At 71.5% G+C, this 19,279-nt stretch carries 15 protein-coding genes and 1 tRNA gene; 8 read left to right on the top strand and 8 right to left on the bottom strand.

Features of this window, described 5'->3' with window-relative positions:
- Positions 1–136 precede the first annotated feature (136 nt).
- Both ACR68M_RS22840 and ACR68M_RS22835 read right to left on the bottom strand, forming a co-directional pair.
- A complete protein-coding gene (locus ACR68M_RS22840; protein WP_441245968.1) occupies positions 137–997 on the bottom strand; it encodes an alpha/beta fold hydrolase in 861 nt (286 codons plus the stop codon).
- A 13-nt stretch (positions 998–1,010) separates the two neighbouring features.
- Positions 1,011–1,730 carry a DUF998 domain-containing protein gene (locus ACR68M_RS22835; protein ID WP_441245967.1) on the bottom strand — a complete coding sequence of 240 codons (720 nt, stop codon included), beginning with the start codon at positions 1,728–1,730 and terminating at the stop codon, positions 1,011–1,013.
- Positions 1,731–1,832: 102 nt separating this feature from the next.
- On the opposite strand from ACR68M_RS22835, the gene ACR68M_RS22830 reads away from it, so the two are divergent.
- Positions 1,833–1,906, top strand: a tRNA-Lys gene (locus ACR68M_RS22830).
- A gap of 116 nt (positions 1,907–2,022) precedes the next feature.
- Here the strand turns inward: ACR68M_RS22830 and ACR68M_RS22825 are convergent.
- Positions 2,023–3,978, bottom strand: coding sequence for a phosphocholine-specific phospholipase C (locus tag ACR68M_RS22825; RefSeq protein ID WP_441245966.1), 1,956 nt, complete (start codon positions 3,976–3,978; stop codon positions 2,023–2,025).
- A gap of 286 nt (positions 3,979–4,264) precedes the next feature.
- Here ACR68M_RS22825 and ACR68M_RS22820 point away from each other — a divergent pair, with 286 nt between their 5' ends.
- Positions 4,265–5,254 carry an EamA family transporter gene (locus ACR68M_RS22820; protein WP_441245965.1) on the top strand — a complete coding sequence of 330 codons (990 nt, stop codon included), beginning with the start codon at positions 4,265–4,267 and terminating at the stop codon, positions 5,252–5,254.
- Here the strand turns inward: ACR68M_RS22820 and lepB are convergent.
- Both lepB and ACR68M_RS22810 read right to left on the bottom strand, forming a co-directional pair.
- Positions 5,217–5,876, bottom strand: a complete 660-nt coding sequence (gene lepB, locus ACR68M_RS22815) for a signal peptidase I (RefSeq protein WP_441245964.1) — start codon at positions 5,874–5,876, stop codon at positions 5,217–5,219. The genes ACR68M_RS22820 and lepB overlap by 38 nt on opposite strands.
- 159 nt (positions 5,877–6,035) lie before the next feature.
- Positions 6,036–6,371: a chorismate mutase gene (locus tag ACR68M_RS22810; RefSeq protein ID WP_441245963.1), complete on the bottom strand. Its 336-nt coding sequence runs from the start codon at positions 6,369–6,371 to the stop codon at positions 6,036–6,038.
- 243 nt (positions 6,372–6,614) lie between these two features.
- Here ACR68M_RS22810 and ACR68M_RS22805 point away from each other — a divergent pair, with 243 nt between their 5' ends.
- Entirely contained in the window at positions 6,615–7,040 is a 426-nt protein-coding gene (locus ACR68M_RS22805) for an OsmC family protein (protein ID WP_441245962.1), read from the top strand.
- Positions 7,041–7,266: 226 nt separating this feature from the next.
- The gene (locus ACR68M_RS22800) at positions 7,267–9,276 is read left to right on the top strand and encodes a putative bifunctional diguanylate cyclase/phosphodiesterase (protein ID WP_441245961.1); all 2,010 of its coding nucleotides are present in this window, start codon (positions 7,267–7,269) and stop codon (positions 9,274–9,276) included.
- Positions 9,277–9,298: 22 nt separating this feature from the next.
- Here ACR68M_RS22800 and ACR68M_RS22795 read toward each other — a convergent pair whose 3' ends face one another.
- A complete protein-coding gene (locus ACR68M_RS22795) occupies positions 9,299–10,429 on the bottom strand; it encodes an LLM class flavin-dependent oxidoreductase (RefSeq protein ID WP_441245960.1) in 1,131 nt (376 codons plus the stop codon).
- A gap of 491 nt (positions 10,430–10,920) precedes the next feature.
- Between ACR68M_RS22795 and ACR68M_RS22790 the strand changes: the two genes are divergently transcribed.
- The 4 genes from ACR68M_RS22790 to ACR68M_RS22775 all read left to right on the top strand — a co-directional run bounded on the left by ACR68M_RS22790 (position 10,921) and on the right by ACR68M_RS22775 (position 17,376).
- The gene (locus ACR68M_RS22790) at positions 10,921–11,520 is read left to right on the top strand and encodes a DedA family protein (RefSeq protein WP_441245959.1); all 600 of its coding nucleotides are present in this window, start codon (positions 10,921–10,923) and stop codon (positions 11,518–11,520) included.
- Positions 11,521–11,851: 331 nt separating this feature from the next.
- Complete coding sequence (locus ACR68M_RS22785) at positions 11,852–13,132, top strand: hypothetical protein (protein WP_441245958.1); 1,281 nt, start codon at positions 11,852–11,854, stop codon at positions 13,130–13,132.
- 396 nt (positions 13,133–13,528) lie between these two features.
- Positions 13,529–15,424: a glycosyltransferase family 2 protein gene (locus ACR68M_RS22780; protein WP_441245957.1), complete on the top strand. Its 1,896-nt coding sequence runs from the start codon at positions 13,529–13,531 to the stop codon at positions 15,422–15,424.
- The gene (locus tag ACR68M_RS22775) at positions 15,421–17,376 is read left to right on the top strand and encodes a galactose oxidase-like domain-containing protein (protein ID WP_441245956.1); all 1,956 of its coding nucleotides are present in this window, start codon (positions 15,421–15,423) and stop codon (positions 17,374–17,376) included. The genes ACR68M_RS22780 and ACR68M_RS22775 overlap by 4 nt, the downstream gene beginning before the upstream one ends.
- A 3-nt stretch (positions 17,377–17,379) precedes the next feature.
- Here the strand turns inward: ACR68M_RS22775 and ACR68M_RS22770 are convergent, their stop codons facing one another.
- Positions 17,380–18,351 carry a glycoside hydrolase family 6 protein gene (locus ACR68M_RS22770; RefSeq protein ID WP_441245955.1) on the bottom strand — a complete coding sequence of 324 codons (972 nt, stop codon included), beginning with the start codon at positions 18,349–18,351 and terminating at the stop codon, positions 17,380–17,382.
- A gap of 135 nt (positions 18,352–18,486) precedes the next feature.
- Positions 18,487–19,218: a uracil-DNA glycosylase gene (locus tag ACR68M_RS22765; RefSeq protein WP_441245954.1), complete on the bottom strand. Its 732-nt coding sequence runs from the start codon at positions 19,216–19,218 to the stop codon at positions 18,487–18,489.
- Positions 19,219–19,279: the final 61 nt, after the last annotated feature.

The raw sequence follows: 19,279 nt of genomic DNA, 5'->3' as shown, positions 1-19,279 counted from the left end.
CATGCCGGGCTGCAGGCCGTTGTCTCTGTGCTCCCGGAGAGTCTTCACGATGGGCGGTGACCGTCACCAGTTCATCCGCTCACCACTCCGGTATGAATTCCTCATACTTTCGCAGCACCGGCTCGGGCCCGACCAGTCAGGGGAGCTCGAGCACTGCCCGCGCCACCGCGTCCGGCCGATCGGCCATCGCCAGGTGCCCGGCGGGCGCGACCGTGCGGTACCGGGCCCCGAGCAGCTCGGCCAGCTCGCGCTGGCGGTCGAGCCAGCGCGCCGACCGGCGGGTGCCCCGGCCCGCGTCGGCCGCCATTACCGTGACCGGGATCTCAGGGAGCGGGGCGCGCTCGCGCAGCTCGGCGAGTTCGGCAGCGACGTCGAGGTACCGGGAGTTCTCCCGTAGGGCGGCGCGCAGCGCCCGCCGGGGGCGGTAGCAGCGGCGGACCAGCTCGGCGGGGGCGAGGTCCTCGCGGCGTACGGTGCTCGCCCGCGCCACCAGGCGGCGGCCGAGCGGCCCGCACAGGTACGGCACGGCGAGCGCTCCGGCCGCTGCCGCCGCCGTTCGGGCCGCCAGGTCGCGCAGGGCGGGGGCCGGGCGGGGGTGGGGGGCCGGTTCGGTGCTGGCGTCCAGCAGCAGGAGGCCGGCGGCGCGGCCGGGGTGGAGGCGGGCGAACGCCTCGACGTGGAAGCCCGCGATCGAGTGGCCGACCAGGGTGCACGGCTCGGTGAGCCCGAGGGCGTCAAGGAGCAGCCGGATGCGTTCGGCCTCGCCGGCGGCGCTCGGGGCGGGGCGGGCGGGGGCGCTCAGCCCGTACCCAGGCCGGTCGAAGCGGACCACCGTCCGGTGCGGGGCGAGCAGCCCGACGACGAGGTCCCAGTCGAACCAGCTGCACCCGAGGCCGCCGCTGAGCACGCAGACCGGCCCCTGGCCCTCCCGGCGCACGTGCACCGGGCTGCCGTCGATGCGGAAGAAACGCTGCGTCGTCCCCGGCTGCCCCGTCACTCCAACCGCCCCGTCATCCCGGCCGCCCCGGCGCCAGGTCACGGGCGGCCGTCCGGGGCAGGTCGGGCGCCGCACCACGAGCCACGCCCCCGGCCAGGACGGCGAGCCCGGCCGCGACCAGCAGGACCTGGAGGCGTTGCCCGGCGCCGAGCGACCAGGTGCCTCGGCCGGCCTCGAAGGCGGCGATCGCGCCGAGGCTCCAGGCCGTGGCGAGCAGCTCGGCCGCGAGCAGCCAGGGGCCCAGTCGGGCGAACGGCGGCCACCAGCCGTACCGACGGGCGGCAAGCGTGAGGGCGGCCAGGGCGCCGAGCGCGCCGACCATGGCGAGGCTGCTGCTGACGGCGTGGGCGGTGTGCGTCGCGGGGACGAGCCCGGCCGTCTCGCGGGCGGCGCACTCCACGTCCTGGGTCGGCGCGCAGCTGAGCGGCAGCCGGGAGTCGGCGGCCGTCGCGGCGCCGAACAGGGCGAGCGCGGACCAGCCGGTCACCGACCACGGGCGCCGTTCCAGGGTGACCAGGGCCACCAACGCCGCCGCGAGCACCGCCAGCCCGGCGGCGAGGTCGGTGGCCCGGAAGAGGCCGCCGAGCGGTTGGTCCTCGGCGGCCAGCTCGCTGACGTACGCCTGGACCGGGTCGAGGCCGGTGCCGATCACCACCTCCAGCACCCAGGCGGTGTAGGCGAGCGCGCTGAGCAGCAGCAGTGCGGCGGTGAGGCGGCTTCGGGTCCGGGGCACGGATCAACCCTAACCGGGACAAGCCGGTCATTTGATGCATCGGCACGGGTGGCGGGTGCGTGCCACCCCTGCGGAGCGTGTATTGTTCTCCGGGTCAGACAGGCGCCGCTAGCTCAGTTGGTTAGAGCAGCTGACTCTTAATCAGCGGGTCCGGGGTTCGAGTCCCTGGCGGCGCACCGACAGACTGAAGGCCCCTCGCGAGAGCGAGGGGCCTTCAGTCGTTCCCCGGCCGTCCGGGGCTCCCTTAAAAACACCGGAAGGGGGACGCGACCGGGCCGCGTCCCCCTTTCCGCTACGGCTGGAGGCGGCCGGCGAAGCGGCGCTCGAAGCCGTCGCCGGAGTCGGCGGTGACGGTGTAGTCGTAGCGGCCGGCGGCGGTCGGCGCGAGCACGGCCGAGGCCGTGCCGCCGGGGGTGACGGTCAGGGCCTGCAGGGCCTGGGCGGCGGGCGCGCCGAAGGCGGTGTTGACCGAGACGGTGAAGACGGCGGCCTTGGCACCCTGGTTGCTGAGGGTCAGGTGGAGGCCGTCGGGCTGCTCGACCGCGGCGGCCTCGGGGTGCGCCTTGGCACTGTTCGTCCAGGTGCGGACATCGCCCTTGTAGCCGCGCAGGAAGCCGTCGGGGCCGTGCGCGTCGATGTCGTACGGGCCGCCGCTGACGCCGAGGGCGCTGAAGTAGTCGGTGACCTGGCCGCCGACCGGCAGGGTGTACTGCCAGGCGCCGAACTTGCGGAAGTTCACCGTGTACATCGAGATGCCCGCGCCGAGCCGGCCGAGGTTGTCGAGGGTGATCCAGAGCCGGCCGGTCGCCGTGTCGGTGTGCGAGGAGGAGCCGAAGCGGTAGCCGGTCGGGAGCGCCGGGCGGTCGCCGGGCTCGATCTCGGGGGCGTGCTGGATCAGCGGCGGGAAGAGCGGCGGCAGCAGCTTCTTGTCCTGCTCGGCGAGGTCGGCGAGCAGCTTCTTGGTGTCCGGCAGCGCGGGGAAGGTGCGGTTGCTGGTGGTGAAGTCGAAGGCCGACATCAGGTCACCGCAGACGGTGCGCCGCCAGGCGGAGATGTTGGGCTCGCGGACGCCCGTCCAGTTCTCCAGGAAACGCAGCACCGAGGTGTGGTCGAACACCTCGGAGTTGACCCGGCCGCCCCGGCTCCACGGGGAGATCACGATCATCGGCACGCGCGGGCCGAGCCCGATCGGTGCGCCGTTGATGAACTCGTCGGGGGTGCCGTCGGGGGCGGTCGGCGGGACGACGTGGTCGAAGAAGCCGTCGTTCTCGTCGTAGTTGAGCAGCACGACGGTCTTCGCCCAGACCTCGGGGTGCGCGGCGAGCGCCTCCAGCACGTAGCTGGAGGTGAAGTCCGCACCGGCGGCCGGCGGGTGGTTCGGGTGCTCGGACTGCGCCTCCGGGGCGACAACCCAACTGACGGCCGGGAGACGCCCGTTGGCGACATCCTGGGCGAAGTCGTCGGCGCCGCGCTTGGCCATGCCGTTGACGTAGAGCGGCGAGTCCTGCGGGGCGGTCTGGAAGGACTTGAACCAGGCGAGGGCGTTGTCGTCGTAGTTGTCCTGCTGCTGGTAGACCTTCCAGGAGATGCCCGCCGCCTGGAGGCGCTCGGGGTAGGTCGTCCAGGTGAAGCCGGTCTTGCTGTTGTCGATGACGGGGCCGCCGCCGGTGCCGTGCGGGTCGATCATGCCCGACCAGAGGTAGAGCCGGTTGGGGTCGGTGGAGGCCATCGTGGAGCAGAAGTACTGGTCGCAGACGGTGAAGGCGTCGGCGAGGGCGTACTGGAAGGGGATGTCCTGGCGGCGGTAGTAGCCCATCGTGTACCAGCTCTTGGCCGGGATCCAGTTGCTGTACTGGCCGTTGGCCCAGGCGCTGTGGGTGCCGCCCCACGAGTGGTCGAGGTCGAAGATGCGCTGGGCGTCGCTGGTGGAGGTGTCCAGGTGCCAGGGCTGGAGGGTCGTCCCGCCGACGGTGCCGAGCATCCGCTGCTGGAGCACGTCGGAGCCGCCGGGGAAGCGGACCCGGGAGGTGTCACCGTAGCCGCGCACGCCGCCGAGGGTGCCGAAGTAGTGGTCGAAGGACCGGTTCTCCTGCATCAGGACGACGACGTGCTCCACGTCGTCCAGCGTGCCGCGCACCGCCGGGGCGGCCAGGGCCTGCTGCAGCGAGCCGGGCAGTGCGCCGACACCGAGGGCGGCGCCGGAGGCGACGGCCGAGCCCAGCAGAGCGCGGCGGGAGATCGGGGACATGAGGTCTCCTGATGAGGGGTGGGGTCACGGAGGAACTGAGGCGGCTTCAGCTCCTACTGGCGAGTAGGGATGATTCCAGCGACGGGTGAACATGGGAAGCCCCCGGAGCGGACGTCGAGGTGTCCGGATGCCCCCAGCGCGTACGCCGGCCCGCCCGGCGGTGATCCGGCCAGGTCACGGGCATCGGGCGGGCAAGCGCCAACTTGGACAGAGTGGCCACATGGCCAGTACCAAACGGTGAGATAGCCCCTTACTCCTCCTGTCGATGAGCTGACACAATGCCTCGATGCACAGCTCACAACCCCGCGTGCGAAGCACGGCGCGGGCGCTCGGACTGCCCCTCGCGCTGGTCTCCGCGCTCGCCTTCGGCGGGTCCGGCACGGCCGCCAAACCGCTGATCGAGGCCGGGCTCTCACCCCTGCACGTCGTCTGGCTCCGGGTGACGGGCGCGGCCGTGGTGCTGCTGCCGCTGGCCTGGAAGCACCGGGCAGCCGTCCGGCAGCGGCCGGGCCTGCTCATCGGCTTCGGCCTGCTCGCCGTCGCCGGGGTCCAGGCCTGCTACTTCGCGGCGATCTCCCGCATCCCCGTCGGTGTCGCCCTGCTGATCGAGTACTTCGGGCCGCTGCTGCTGCTCGGGTACGTGAAGTTCGTCCAGCGCAAGCCCGTCACGCGGGCGGCGGCCGTGGGCGCCGCCGTCGCCGTGACCGGGCTGGCCTGCGTGGTCGAGATCTGGAACGGGCTGAGCTTCGACGCCCTCGGGGTGCTGTTCGGCCTCGGCGCGGCCTGCTGCCAGGTCGGCTACTTCGTGCTCGCCGACGCCGGGCGCCAGGGCGACCGGCCGGTCGACCCGATGGCGGTGAGTGCGTACGGGCTGCTCACCGGCGCGGTCCTGCTGACCGTGGTCACCCGGCCCTGGGAGGCCGACTGGAGCCTGCTCGGCGGCCAGGTGATCATGAACGGATACTCGCTGCCCGCGCTGATCCCGGCCGCCTGGATGGTGCTGGTCGCGACCGTCCTCGCCTATCTGACCGGCGTCATCTCCGTGCAGTACCTGTCGCCGCCGGTGGCCGCAGTCGTCGCCAACCTCGAGGCCGTGGTCGCGACCGTCTCCGCCTGGGTCCTGCTCGGCGAACACCTCGGCACGCCCCAGCTGATCGGCGGCCTGTTCGTCCTGGTCGGCGCCTTCGCCGCCCAGACCAGCAGGCTCACCCGCCCGGACGAGCCGATACCCGAGCTGGTCAGCGCCCCGACCAGCCGAACCAGTCGAGATGGTTGAGCGGCCACACCACCGCTGCCGCCGGGCCGACCAGATCCGCGACCGGCACCGCACCGCCACCGGGCTCCTCCCGGTGGTAGCGGGAGTCGGCCGAATCGCTGCGGTGGTCGCCCTCCACCCACACGTACCCCTGCGGGACGGTCACCGGGCCGAAGTCCATCCCCGCGCAGGAGTCGTCCCCCGGGTGCAGATACGGCTCGGCGACCGGGCCGCCGTCCACCCGGAGGGTCGTCCCGCCGCACTGGACGGTCTGGCCGCCCGTCGCGATCACCCGCTTGACCAGGTAGTTGTCACCCTTGGGCGGCAGCAGGCCGACGAAGCTCAGCACCTCCCCGACCGCACCTGACGAGTCACCGTCGGCCCCCACGCCCGGCGGCAGCCAATCGCCCGGGTCCTTGAAGACCACCGGCTCCCCCGCCTTCGGCTCCCAGCCCAGGATCGGCGCCAGCTTGTTGACCGCCACGCGGTCGCCCACCTGAAGGGTGTTCTCCATCGAACCGGACGGGATGGTGAACACCTGGAACAGGCACGTCTTCACGACGAGGGCCACCGCCAGCCCCACTGTCACCATCACCGGGAACTCGACCCACCACGGCCAGCGCCGCCGCTGCCTGCGTGACATCGCTGCGCCGCCTCTCCGGGCCACACGGTCGTCGGCCGAGGACAGCACGCTAGCTCGGCCTGCGAAGCCTCGCGAAATCAGACATTTAGCTACCGCTCACATCGCCCGTGCGTCGCTTGCGACCGACTGCACCAGGATCCGCACCGGGGGCCCGGCCGTTCAAGCGCGGGCGATCGCCTCGTGGTGGCGGATCACCTCGGCAATGATGAAATTGAGGAATTTCTCGGCGAACACCGGGTCGAGGTGCGCCCCGGCCGCCAGCTCCCGCAGCCGCATGATCTGGTCACGCTCCCGCTCCGGGTCCGCCGGAGGGAGCTTGTGCTCGGCCTTGAGCCGACCGACCCGCTGGGTCGCCTTGAAGCGCTCCGCCAGCATGTGGACGACGGCGGCGTCGATGTTGTCGATGCTCTCGCGCAGGCTGCTCAGCTCCGCCCGGACGACATCGTCGACCTCGTCGAGCGAAGAAGCGGCGGAGTTCGTGGGCTGATCAGTCATCGAAAAGGCTCCGGGGCTGGCTGATTGGAGGGCACCCGGACGACCCGCGGGCCGGGCTCGGGCCTTGGCAAATCTAACAGGAGGGTCGCCATGAACTCCCCATATCCAGCGCACTTGTCCGATATCTGGACAGCCGATCCGGACGGTCGGTGCGGCTCGGCGGCGATCGTGGCCCGTAGGCTTGCCCTGGCATGACCGGACGTGACGAAGCAGCAGTTCCCCCATCACAGGAGGTACCTGATCGTGGCAACCACCCGTACCGCACACACTGCCTGGGAAGGCAACCTGGTCGACGGCAAGGGTCTGGTGACCTTTGACTCTTCGGGCATCGGCGAGTACCCCGTGTCCTGGCCGGCCCGCGCGGAGACGGCGAACGGGAAGACCAGCCCCGAGGAGCTCATCGCCGCCGCCCACTCGGCCTGCTTCTCGATGGCGCTCTCGCACGGCCTGGCGGGCGCCGGCACCCCTCCCACCAAGCTGGAGACCAAGGCGGACGTGACGTTCCAGCCCGGCACCGGCATCACCGGCATCCACCTCACCGTCATCGGTGAGGTCCCCGGCATCGACGAAGCCGGGTTCGTGAAGGCCGCGGAGGACGCCAAGGCGAACTGCCCGGTCAGCCAGGCCCTCACCGGCACCACGATCACGCTGACCGCCCAGCTCGGCTGACTCCGGCCGGGCCCCCGGTACTCGTCCCACGACGCGTACCGGGGGCCTTGTCACGTATGTGCACGGTTGCTGACGAAACCTGGCGAATCACCCTGGCGGCGGTCGCCGCCCGCCAGAACCGCGTCCTATGATCAGCGGCAGTGCCCTGCGCTCTGCCGGACGTTGCCTTCCGAACGTTCTCGGCCCGAACCCCGGGGACTTCGACAGCAACGGACGGGAGCCTGCCGTGCCGGGCCGGAACGAGGGGGCCGACTCACATCACCGGCGCGCGCGAACCGGTGAGGCATCCGCCGACGGGCCCGACCCGTCCCACCACGACGGCCACGGGCCCGACAACGCCCACGACCACGGGCACTCGTACCAGCAGGACCAGGACCGGGACCACGAGTGGCAGCGCGGCCCCGGGGCGGGCCAGGACCATCCGACCCAGGCGGCGACAGCCTGCCCGGTGTGCTCGGCGCCGACGAACGGCGGCACCGAGCAGCTGCTCGCCGCCCTGCGGGCGAGCGAGTCCCGCTTCCGGGCCGCGTTCGCGGACGCCGGGATCGGCATGCTGCTGGTGGACCCCGACGACCGCATCATCGAGGTCAATCCGGCCTTCGCCGCGATGATCGGGCACGAGGTGCCGGATCTCGTCCGGACTCACATCCACGAGATCATCGACCCCGAGGACACCCCGCGCAGGCTGTACCGGGAGCTCGTCCGGGGCGAGCGTGAGCGCATCCGCCTGGAGAAGCGTCTCAAGCACCGCGAGGGTCGCGAGGTGTGGAGCAACGTGACGATCTCGCTGATCCGCGACGGCGCCGGGCGGCCGATGTACACCCTGGCGATGGTCGAGGACGTCACCGAGCAGCGCCTGCTGGGAGACCGCCTGGCGTACCAGGCCATGCACGATCCGCTGACCCGGCTGCCCAACCGCGCGCTGTTCTTCGAACAGCTCAACGCCGCCTTCACCGCGTCGGCCGAACCGGCTGTCGCCCTCGCGCCCCGGCGGGTGGGGCTCTGCTACGTGGACCTGGACGGCTTCGCCGCGATCAACGAGACGCTGGGGCACCATGTCGGCGACCAGCTGCTGGTCGCCGTCGCGGCCAGGCTGGAACGCGGCTTCGCGCGCGGGGAGGACCGGCTGGTGGCCCGGCTCGGCGGGGACGAGTTCGCCGTCCTGGTCCCGGACAGCGCCGGAAACGACCAGCTCACGCTGCTCGCGGCCGAGTTGATCAAGGCACTCGAGCAGCCCTTCGACATCGCCGGCCAGCAGCTGGCGGTGACCGCCAGCGTGGGCGTGGTCGAGCGGTCGGTGTTCGACACCACCCCCACCGACCTGCTGAAGGACGCCGACGCGACGCTGTACTGGTCGAAGGCCGACGGGCGGGCCCGGTGGACCCTGTACGACCCGGCGCGCGGGGCCCATCAGCTGACCCGGCAGCGGCTGGCGACCTCACTACGGCCGGCGCTCGAACGCGGCGAGTTCACCGTCGAGTACCAGCCGCTGGTCGGGCTGGCAGACGGGGCGGTGCACGGCGTCGAGGCACTCGTCCGCTGGCGCCACCCGCGCTACGGGACGCTCTCGCCCGACCGCTTCATCCCGCTCGCCGAGGAGTCCGGCGCGATCGTGCCGCTGGGCAAGTGGGTGCTTGAGGAATCGTGCCGTCAGGCGCAGCGCTGGCTGGACGAGTTCCCGGCGGCGGAGGTCTTCGTCAGCGTCAATCTGGCGGCGCGTCAGATCTGGGACTCGGACGTGGTCGCCGATGTCGCCGAGGTGCTCGAGCGGACCGGCCTCCCGGCCCGGCTGCTCCAGCTGGAGCTGACGGAGAGTGCGGTGCTGGGCCCGGGTGGCCGGCCCGTCCAGGCCCTGCAGGCGCTGGCCGACATGGGCATCCGGATCGCGATCGACGACTTCGGCACGGGGTACTCGAACCTGGCGTACCTCTCCCGGCTGCCCGTGCACGTGCTGAAGCTCGACGGGAGCTTCATCGAGGGCTTCCGCGACCCGGCGCCCGGCGGTCGTCCGGACAACCGCTTCCGCCGGGCCGACGCGGACGAGCAGATCGTCGGCGCCATGGTCCAGCTCGCGCACGCCCTCGGGCTCACCGTCACCGCCGAGGGCATCGAGAACGCCGCCCAGGCGGAGCGGCTGCGCCAGACCGGCTGCGACACCGCCCAGGGCTGGTACTTCGCCCGCCCCGGCCCGGCGGAGGCCGTCGCGGCGATACTGAGCGAGCGCCACCCGCGCTGAGCACAGGCGGCGCCCGGAGCTGTCAGCTGCCGACGGTCAGGCCGTACGCCTCGGCGATCAGCTGGTACGAGCGGTGCCGCACCTCGTGGCCGTGGATGTGCGAGGTGACCATGAGCTCGTCCGCACCGGTCCGCTTGCGGAGTGCCTCCAGGCCGTCGGCGACCTCTCCGGCCGTGCCCAGCACCAGGTTGCCGATCCAGGAGTTCATGAAGTCGGCCTCGGGGGCGCTGTACTGGTGGGCCTCCGCCTCCTCCGGGGTCGGGATCGGGCCGGGGACGCCGAGGCGCAGGCGGAGCATGCCCAGCGCGGCGGTGCGGGCGAAGCGGTGGGCCTGCTTCTCGTCGTCGGCGGCGACCGCCCCGACGCCGATCAACGCGTACGGCTCGTCGAGGACGGCGGACGGCCGGAAGCTGGACCGGTAGAGGTCGAGCGCGGGCTCGGTGTTGGTGCCGCTGAAGTGGTGGGCGAACGCGAACGGCAGGCCCAGGTGGCCGGCCAGCTGGGCGCTGAAGCCGGACGATCCGAGCAGCCAGACGGGCGGGCGGCCCTCACCCTTGGGCACGGCGCTGAGCCGCGCGTAGGGGTGTCCGTTCGGGAAGCTGCCGTCCAGGAAGCCGGTCAGCTCGGCCACCTGCTGCGGGAAGTCCTCCGCGCCGTCGGCCACGCCCCGGCGCAGCGCGCGGGCGGTCGCCTGGTCGGTGCCGGGGGCGCGGCCGAGGCCGAGGTCGATCCGGCCGGGGTTGAGGGCCTCCAGCAGGCCGAACTGCTCGGCGATGACGAGCGGGGCGTGGTTCGGCAGCATCACGCCGCCCGAGCCGAGCCGCAGCGTGCTGGTGTGGGCGCCGAGGTGCGCCAGCAGCACGGCGGGGTTGGAGCTGGCCACACCCGGCATGCCGTGGTGCTCGGCCACCCAGAAGCGGTGGTAGCCCCACTGCTCGGCGCTCTGCGCCAGGGTCGTGGTGGCCTCCAGGGCCTGGGAGGGCGTGTACCCCGCCCCGACGGTGGCGAGGTCCAGGATGGAGAGCGGGGCGGGTGCGGTGCCGCGGACCACGCCGCGGACCGGGTCACCGGCGGTACGGGTGCTCCGGTCGGTGGCGGGCCCTGCTGCGCTGGACCGTCGTGCGGCGCGCGCCTGCGCGTCCTTGCTGGCCATGCGGTATGTCCTCCTCGTCGGCGACGGGAGTCCGCTCCCGCTCGTCCGTAGACAATCAACCGATGATCTGCCGTGTTCCCGTTTTCCCGGGAGTTCGGCGAGCTGACACACAGCGGGATCGACCCCGTCACTTCTCCGTCGTCACTTCTCCGTCGTCACGGAACGCCTCGGGCCGGTGTCACCGCGTGGCGAAATGCCGCCAGCGCCGGAAGTCGCCAGGCCCAGACCTCGCGCAGCGCACCCGACTTCCGGCAGCCTTACGACCAGCGGCGGCCACGTACCGAGGCCGCACTCCGAGCAAGGCCGACGAGCTGGACCAGCGTCGCCCGGCCCTCGCGAGCCCCTGGAGCGGCACCCCGCTCCAGGGGCTTTCGCACGCCCTGTGACCTCGGCCATACAGGGGGTCCTTAATGGCATGAAAGGTCCAGGGGATAGCGTTGTCCTCTGCAGCCACCTGAGTCTCTCCCGGGCGGCCTGGAGGGAGTAGCTGTATGGAAGCCGCATCGATCATCGGCCCAGCCTGGATCTGCGGCCTGGCGCTGTGCGCCGTGCTCGGCGACGCCTTCCTGCCCTTCCTGCCGAGCGGGACGCTGGTGATCCTGGCCGTTCTCCGGACCTCGCAGTTCAGCGGAGCTCCGGTGCTGCTCGCACTCGGGGTGGCGCTGGCCTCCTTCCTCGGCGATCTGGCGCTGCTCAGCCTCGCCCGCAAGGGAGCCCCGGTGGTGTACCGCCGCCTGGAGCACCGGCCGCAGCTCGCGGCGAGCGTCGAGAGGCTCCAGGCGCACCTCTCCGGCAAGACCAGCCGGGCGGCCGCCACCGTGGTGATCATCGCCAGGTTCGTCCCCGCCGGGCGCACCGTGCTCGACCTCGCCATGGGCCACTCCCCCGACCACCCGCGCACGTTCCTCCGCTGGTCCGCCCTGGCGGCCGTGGTCTGGGCCGCCTACATCGTGACCTTGGGCTGGCTCAACAGCCACTGGTTCAACACCGCGTGGCTCAGCTTCGCCGTCTCCTGCACCGCCGCGACCGCGATCAGCTCCGCCGTCGCCCAGCTGGTCCGCAGACGCCGTCGGCTGGCCCCGGCGGTCTGACCTCTTCCGCGCCGTACGCAGCCCGGCGCACGCGGGGCTGCGGGCGCCCCCGTACGGCGAGGAGCTGCTGAACAGCAGGTCAACAGTGGCCGGTCGGGGAACCGGGCGCAGTAGTGTCTCAGGACAGCAACAGACAGCAGAAACGTGCAGCCGTTCGACTGTTCCGCCGCGTCTTCGAGGGCAGCGGGAGGGGGCTGCGACGCACCCCTCGCCCATGACATGCTGAAGATGAAATACCTAGCAAATGTCCGTTTCCTCCTTCGCGTCCGGGTGCCCCTCCCAGGGTCTCCGGACGTTCTGTGAGACCGGACTCGACCTGGCAGGGGAGACCATGAGCAGGATCTCGCGCAGGACCGTGCTGAGCGCTACCGCGGCCACTGCGGCCCTCGGGGCGGTCGCCGCCTGCGGGAGCGGCAAGTCCGGTTCCGGCGACTCCGGATCGAAGTCCGGGAGTGCGGACTCCGGCGGCAGCGGCAGCGGCAGCCCGACAGCCGGCGGTACCGGTCACCCGGGGAAGGGCACGCCGATCGGCGACGGCTCGACCTCGGACACCGGCGCCCAGCCGAACCAGCCCAAGCCCGAGAAGCTCAAGCCCGGCGAGCGCCCGCCCCAGTTCGTGGTGTTCTCCTGGGACGGCGCAGGCGGCACCGACGACGGCCAGTTCCCCCGGTTCCTCAAGCTCGCCGAGCAGTACAAGGCCTCGATGACCTTCTTCCTGTCGGGCATCTACACCCTCCCGAAGGGCAAGGCGAACCTCTACCACCCGCCGAAGCACTCCGTCGGCGCCTCGGACATCCCCTTCCTCTCCGAAGGCGCGGTCAAGAGCACGATCAAGCTGATCAGCCAGGCCTGGCTGGCCGGCCACGAGATCGGCACCCACTTCAACGGGCACTTCTGCGCCAGCCGCTCGGACGGCAACGGCGTCGGGAAGTGGAGCCCGGAGGACTGGCAGAGCGAGATCGACCAGGCCGTCTCGTTCGTCACCCAGTGGCGGACCAACACCGGCTTCACCGACGTCGACCCGTTCCCCTTCGACTACAAGAAGGAGCTCATCGGCGGCCGCACGCCCTGCCTGGAGGGGCAGAAGGCGCTGCTCCCGACCGCCGCCAAGCTGGGGTGGAAGTACGACGCGAGCTCGCCAGGCGGGCTGCAGATCTGGCCGCAGAAGGTGCAGGATGGAAAGCTCTGGGACTTCCCGCTCCAGGGCATCCCCTTCCCCGGGCACTCCTTCCAGGTGCTGTCGATGGACTACAACATCCTCTTCAACCAGTCCGGCGGCAGCACCAAGGGCGACGCCGCCAAGTACAACGACTGGCGCAACCAGGCCCGTGACTCGTACCTGGCCGGCTTCGACCGCGCGTACAACGGCAACCGGGCGCCGTTCTTCATCGGCAACCACTTCGAGCAGTGGAACGGCGGCATCTACATGGACGCCGTCGAGCAGACCCTCAAGACGATCGCGGGCAAGCCCGAAGTCCGGCTGGTCTCATTCCGCCAGCTGGTGGAGTGGCTCGAGGTGCAGGACGAGTCCACTCTCCGCAAGCTGCGCACGCTCGGCGTCGGCAAGGCCCCGACCGGTGGTTGGGAGACCTTCCTCGGCGCCGCCGGCTGACCCCGGTCGGCCGGGCGCGTTCGCGGCGCCCGGCCGATCGCATTCACGTCAATCGAACTCACGACCGTTCAATATCACTTATCGGTCGACCCGCACGCCTATTGCGCCACACCCTCACTCCCAGGGCCTGATCATTTCCCAGATCGGTTGCAATCACACCGCAGCTTCGGGACAGTTGAACATCAGGGATCAGTCGGCAGGGGAGAGCTGACGCCGATTCGAAGGTTCACCCAGCGGTACTCCGAGCTGGGGATCGGCACATCCGGGGGGACGGCCGAACTACCGAGCACTGCACGTGCACGTGGGGGCATGCGGCGCGCGGACCTCCCCCGACCCAGCATGCAGGGCAGAGACGGGCCGGGCTCAACGCCAGGGCCCGTGGGGGGAGTTGCGGCCATGGCCAAGACGGACGCGTTCGTCGACACGATCACCGTGCAACCCCGGGGGCTCGCATCCCCGGAGACAGCCACCGTCCCGGCCCCACGAATACCCCTGGCACCCGTACCCCCGAACGACACCTCGCCGCTCCCCGCGTACGACTACGCACGCTTCAGCCACCTCGCCGGCCCGCTCACCCAGCCACCCCCCGCACCGGCCAACTACCGTGTCCAGTACCGGAGTCTGCTCAGCAACGAGCCGCACCGCCTCCGCGCCGCGCTGCTCATGGTGTCGGCGCCGCTGGTCGAGGCAACGCTGCTGGTGTGGCTGCTCCAGCCGGACCACTGGCCGCTGCGGCCCGGCGAGACGCATCCGTGGCTGCTGGCCGCCGACAAGGTGATGATCGGGATCATCGCGCTGATCGAGGTCTTCCGGCTGGTCACCGTGGTGTCCAACGCCCATGCGACGCTGGTCGCCCGTGACCCCGTGCCGGTGCTGCCGGAGACCGGCACCCGGGTGGCGTTCCTGACCACCTGCGTGCCGGGCAAGGAACCCCCGGAGATGGTCCGGGCGACGCTCGGCGCCGCGCTCGCCGTCCGGCACGACGGCCCGTACGACGTCTGGCTGCTGGACGAGGGCGACGACCAAGAAATGCGGCTGCTCTGCGCCGAGTTGGGCGTACGGCACTTCACCCGGCGGGGCCAGGAGCAGTGGAACCGGCCGAGCGGGCGGTTCCGGGCCGGGACGAAGCACGGCAACTACAACAGCTGGCTGCAGGCCTTCGGCGACGGCTACGACTACTGGGTCTCGGTCGACACCGACCACGTCCCGCTGTCGGACTTCTGCGAGCGGATGCTCGGCTACTTCCGCGACCCGGACGTCGCGTTCGTCGTCGGCCCGCAGGTGTACGGCAACTACCACCGCTCGGGCTCGTCCGTCACGAAGTTCTCCGAGAGCCAGCAGTTCCTCTTCCACGCCCTGATCCAGCGGGCCGGGAACCGGTACGGCTCACCGATGTTCGTCGGGACCAACAACGCCGTACGGATCAAGGCGCTCCAGTCGATCGGCGGGCTCTACGACTCGATCACCGAGGACATGGCGACGGGCCTGGAGTTCCACCGCCGACGCAACCCGCTGACCGGCGACCGGTGGAAGTCCGTCTACACGCCCGACGTGCTCGCGGTCGGCGAGGGGCCGACCTCCTGGACGGACTTCTTCTCGCAGCAACTGCGGTGGAGCCGGGGCACGTACGAGACCGTCCTCACCCAGTACTGGAAGGCCGTCTGGCGACTGTCCCCCGGCCGGGCCCTCAACTACTCGCTGCTGGTGTGCTTCTACCCGATGGCCGGGCTCACCTGGCTGCTCGGCGGCCTCTCCAGCGTGCTCTACCTCGGCTTCGGGGCGTCCGGTGTGCACGTCTCCTCGGAGATCTGGATGATGCTCTACAGCGACGCCGCCGCGCTCCAGGTGCTGCTCTACACCTGGAACCGCAAGCACAACGTCAGCCCGCACGAGCCCGAGGGGTCGTCGGGGGTGGCGGGGATGGTGATGTCCGCGCTCTGCGGCCCGATCTACGCAGCCTCGCTCCTCCAGGCCCTGGTACGGCGCCGGAGCCGTTTCGTCGTCACCCCCAAGGGCGGCTCGGCCAGCGCCGACCGGATCGGTGCCTTCCGGATCCACCTGTTCTGGGTGCTGGTCTTCGGCGGCGCACTCGGCGCCTCCTACCTCACGGGCAACGGCCATGTGGCGATGCGCTCCTGGGCCTGCATCGCGCTGTTCTTCAGCCTCCTGCCGATGCTCATCCGGGCCGTGGACGCCGTGCGCCGGCGCCGGGCCGCCGCCGGCCCCACCACAGGCCGCAGCACAGGCCGCAGCACAGGCCGCACCGACCAGCGGGAGGTCACCCAGCCATGAGGAACCGTACGAGGATCAGCAGCCCCGGCCGCACCCGGCGCTTCGCGATGGGCAGCACCGTCGCCCTGGTGGTCGCGAGCATGAACGCCCCGGCCGTGCTCGGCTTCGCCGGCAGCCAGTACCACCACTACGTCATCAACCAGGCGGGCTACAAGGCCGAGTACGGGCACTGGCAGACCGTCACCCTGCCCACCGAGTTCCGGATCAACGCGATCCACGCGACGCTGCTCCGCACCGGGAAGATCCTGATCATCGCCGGCTCCGGCAACGACCAGCAGAGCTTCGACGCCAACACCTTCAAGAGCCTGCTCTGGGACCCGGTCAAGAACACCTACAAGCTCGTCCCGACGCCGAAGGACATGTTCTGCGGCGGCCACACCGCGCTCCCCGACGGCCGCATCCTGGTCGCCGGGGGCACCCTGCGGTACGAGGCGCTCGACGGCGCGGTCAAGAAGGCCGCGGGCACCATGCGGGTCCGCAACGAGAACCCGGACGGCCCTCGCACCTTCCCCAAGGGCACCACCTTCACCGCCCCGGACGGGCGCGAGTACGTCAGCACCGCCGACGTCACCGTCCCCGCCGCCACCAAGAGCACGCCGACCACCCCCAACGGCACCGGCGTCACCGTCACGGCCGGTGAGCAGCACGTCTTCGTCGAGGCGGTCGCCCCCGGCGACTCGTACGTGAGCGAGAAGCCGGCCCAGTACGGCATCAAGGGCCTGACGGGGGTGGACGCCCGGAACCTCTACGGCATGGCCGACCGGATCTCGCTGGACAAGCAGGACTTCCAGGGGCTGCGCAGCGCCTACGAGTTCAACCCGGACACCGAGAGCTACGAGCAGGTGCCGGACATGGCGTACGCGCGCTGGTACCCGACGCTCACCGGGCTCGGAAACGGGGACGTCGTCACCGTCTCCGGGCTGGACGACACCGGGCAGATCCTCACCGGCAACGACAACGAGACGTACCATCCGGCCACCAAAACGTGGTCGAAGGCGCCGGACCGCTACTTCCCCACCTACCCGTCGCTCTTCCTCACGGCAGCGGGCAAGCTCTTCTACTCCGGCTCCAACGCGGGGTACGGCCCGGCCGACAAGGGCCGGGCGCCTGGGCTGTGGGATCTCCGGGACAACAGCTTCCAGGCCGTCCAGGGGCTGCGTGACACCGACCGGTTGGAGACCTCGTCCTCGGTGCTGCTGCCACCGGCGCAGGCACAGAAGGTGATGGTGCTCGGCGGCGGCGGGGTCGGCGAATCACCCGCCTCGACGGCGCGGACCGGGATCGCGGACCTGACGGCCGCGCAGCCGAAGTTCGTACCCGGCCCGGATCTGCCGGCCGGGGGCACCCGGTACCTGAACAGCGTGATCATGCCCGACGACACGGTCTTCACGACCGGTGGCTCGGCCGACTACCGGGGCAAGCACCGAAGCGACCTGCTCAAGGCCCAGACGTACCACCCGGACACCAACAGCTTCACCCTCGACGCCGAGCCGACCGTCGGGCGCGACTACCACTCGGAGGCGCTGCTGCTGCCGGACGGGCGGGTCGTGGTACTCGGCTCGAACCCGCTCTTCGCCGACAAGGCCGACACCGAACCGGCCCCCTTCGAGCAGCGGATCGAGATCTACACCCCCGCCTACCTCTACCACGGCGCCCGCCCGGAGATCACCGCCGCTCCCGGTGACGCCGGGCTGGGCAGCACCATCACCGTCGCCACTCCGGACTCCTCCGCGATCGCCGACGCCAGGCTGATCAGGCCGAGTTCGGTGACGCACGCCACGGACGTCGAGCAGCGCTCGGTCGCCCTGGGCGTGGTGTCCCGTACGGACGGCGGCGTCAGCCTCGCCCTCCCGAACAACCCGAATCTGCTGCCGCCGGGCTGGTACATGCTCTTCGCCACCGACCGCAACGGGACGCCGTCGGTGGCCCGTTGGATTCAGATCACGCCCTGAGGCCTAGGAGTCGTGTCCGGCCAGCCCGAGGGCGTACGGGAGCCAGAACCGGCCGGGGGCGGGCTCGCCCCGGCCGCAGTCGCCGTCGGACTCGCCGGGGTTCTTGATCCAGAGGTAGGCGTCGACGCCGGGGCGGCCGGTCGCCGTGGTGGGGGGCTCGCCGAGGGACCGGCCGGGTGGGTTGCACCAGTCCTTGTCGCTCAGCGGGCCGTTGCCGTTGCGGCTGGTGTCGATGACGAAGTGCTTGCCGCCGAGCGCCGCCGACAGGCTGCTTCCGAAGGCCGAACTCTGCTCGGTGGTGTAGAAGTTGGAGACGTTGACGGCGAAGCCGTCGGCCGCCTCGATGCCCGAGCGCCGCAGGGCGTCGGCGAGCAGCCCGAGGTCCTTGACCCACCCGGCGTTGCCCGCGTCGAGGTACACCCGTACCTTCGGGTGCTTCTTCAACTCCTGCACGGCATGGGCCAGTAGCTCGTACCGCTCGGCGGCCTCGGCCGGTGGCACGGCGCAGCTGTCCAGCGTGTGCGCGACGGCGTCGGGCTCCAGCACGATCCAGGCCGCCCGGTCGGCCAGGGCGGCGGCGAGGTCGGCCGTCCAGGCGCGGTAGGCCGCTGCGTCGGCGGCTCCACCGGCCGAGAACTGGCCGCAGTCGCGGTGCGGTATGTCGTAGGCGACCAGCAGCGGCGTGCGGCCGGCCGCCGCCGCTCGCAGGGTGAGGTCCTCCGCCTTGGCGCGGGCGTCGTCCCCGGCCAGCCAGAGCGCGGAGGGCTGGTGGGCGATCCGGCCGAGGGCGGCCGCGTCGGCGCCGGTCAGGTGTGCCAACTGCTGGGCGGCAGAGCTCTGGTCGGACACGTAGAAGGTCTGCCCGGCGGGCTGGGCCGGGGCGGCGTCGGCGCCAGGGCCGGACGGCTCCGGCGCGACGGCCGGTGGGTGTGCGGCGCACCCCGCGAGCACCGCGACCAGCCCGGCCGCTGCCACGCCCCGCCACCACCGGCGCACAGAATCGCCTCTCCCCCAGCCGTCACGGCCAGCCCCGTCACGGTCGGCCCCCAGCTAAGCACAGTGCACGCCGGGGGGCCGACCGATCTCCCTTGCGGGAGCTGGCACTTGGGGTCAGGAGGACTTCACGTCCGGCACCCGCCAGTCGATCGGCTCGGCGCCGAAGCCCGCCAGGGCCGCGTTGATCTGCGAGAACGGGCGGCTCCCGAAGAAGAGCCGCGCGGAGAGCGGCGAGGGGTGCGCACCCTCGACGACCACGTGCCGGGAGGTGTCGATCAGCGGGAGCTTCTTCTTGGCGTAGTTGCCCCAGAGCACGAAGACGCAGGGCTCCTCGCGGTCACTGACGGCCTTGATCACGGCGTCGGTGAACTTCTCCCAGCCCTTGGCCTTGTGCGAGTTCGCCTCGTGCGCACGGACGGTGAGCACCGCGTTGAGCAGCAGGACACCCTGCTCGGCCCAGTGCATCAGGTAGCCGTTGTCGGGTGCGGGCACGCCGAGGTCGGCGTCCAGCTCCTTGAAGATGTTCCGCAGCGACGGCGGGGTCTTGATGCCCGGCAGCACGGAGAAGCTCATGCCGTGCGCCTGGCCGTCGTCGTGGTACGGGTCCTGCCCGAGGACGAGCACCCGGACGCGCTCGTACGGCGTCGCGGCGAGGGCGGCGAACTCCTGCCCGCTCGGCGGGAAGACCTGGTGCTCGGCCCGCTGCGCGGCGACGAAGGCCGCCAGCTGGGCGAAGTAGGGCTTCTCCAACTCGCCTGCGAGCGCGGCCCGCCAGGGCTCGGGCACCTCGAACTCCGTACCCACGCCGACCCCTGCCAACTCCGCCGACTGCGTCAGCTCCGTCACGACCCACTACCTCCCACCGGGCGGCGGCACACGGCCGCCGGACCGGGATGCACCCACTCGT

Origin of the sequence: Kitasatospora sp. McL0602 (genome assembly GCF_052076145.1) — a bacterium.
GTDB lineage: Bacteria > Actinomycetota > Actinomycetes > Streptomycetales > Streptomycetaceae > Kitasatospora.
The sequence above is the reverse complement of the archived record's forward strand: the minus strand, read 5'-3'. Positions and strand labels throughout refer to the sequence as shown.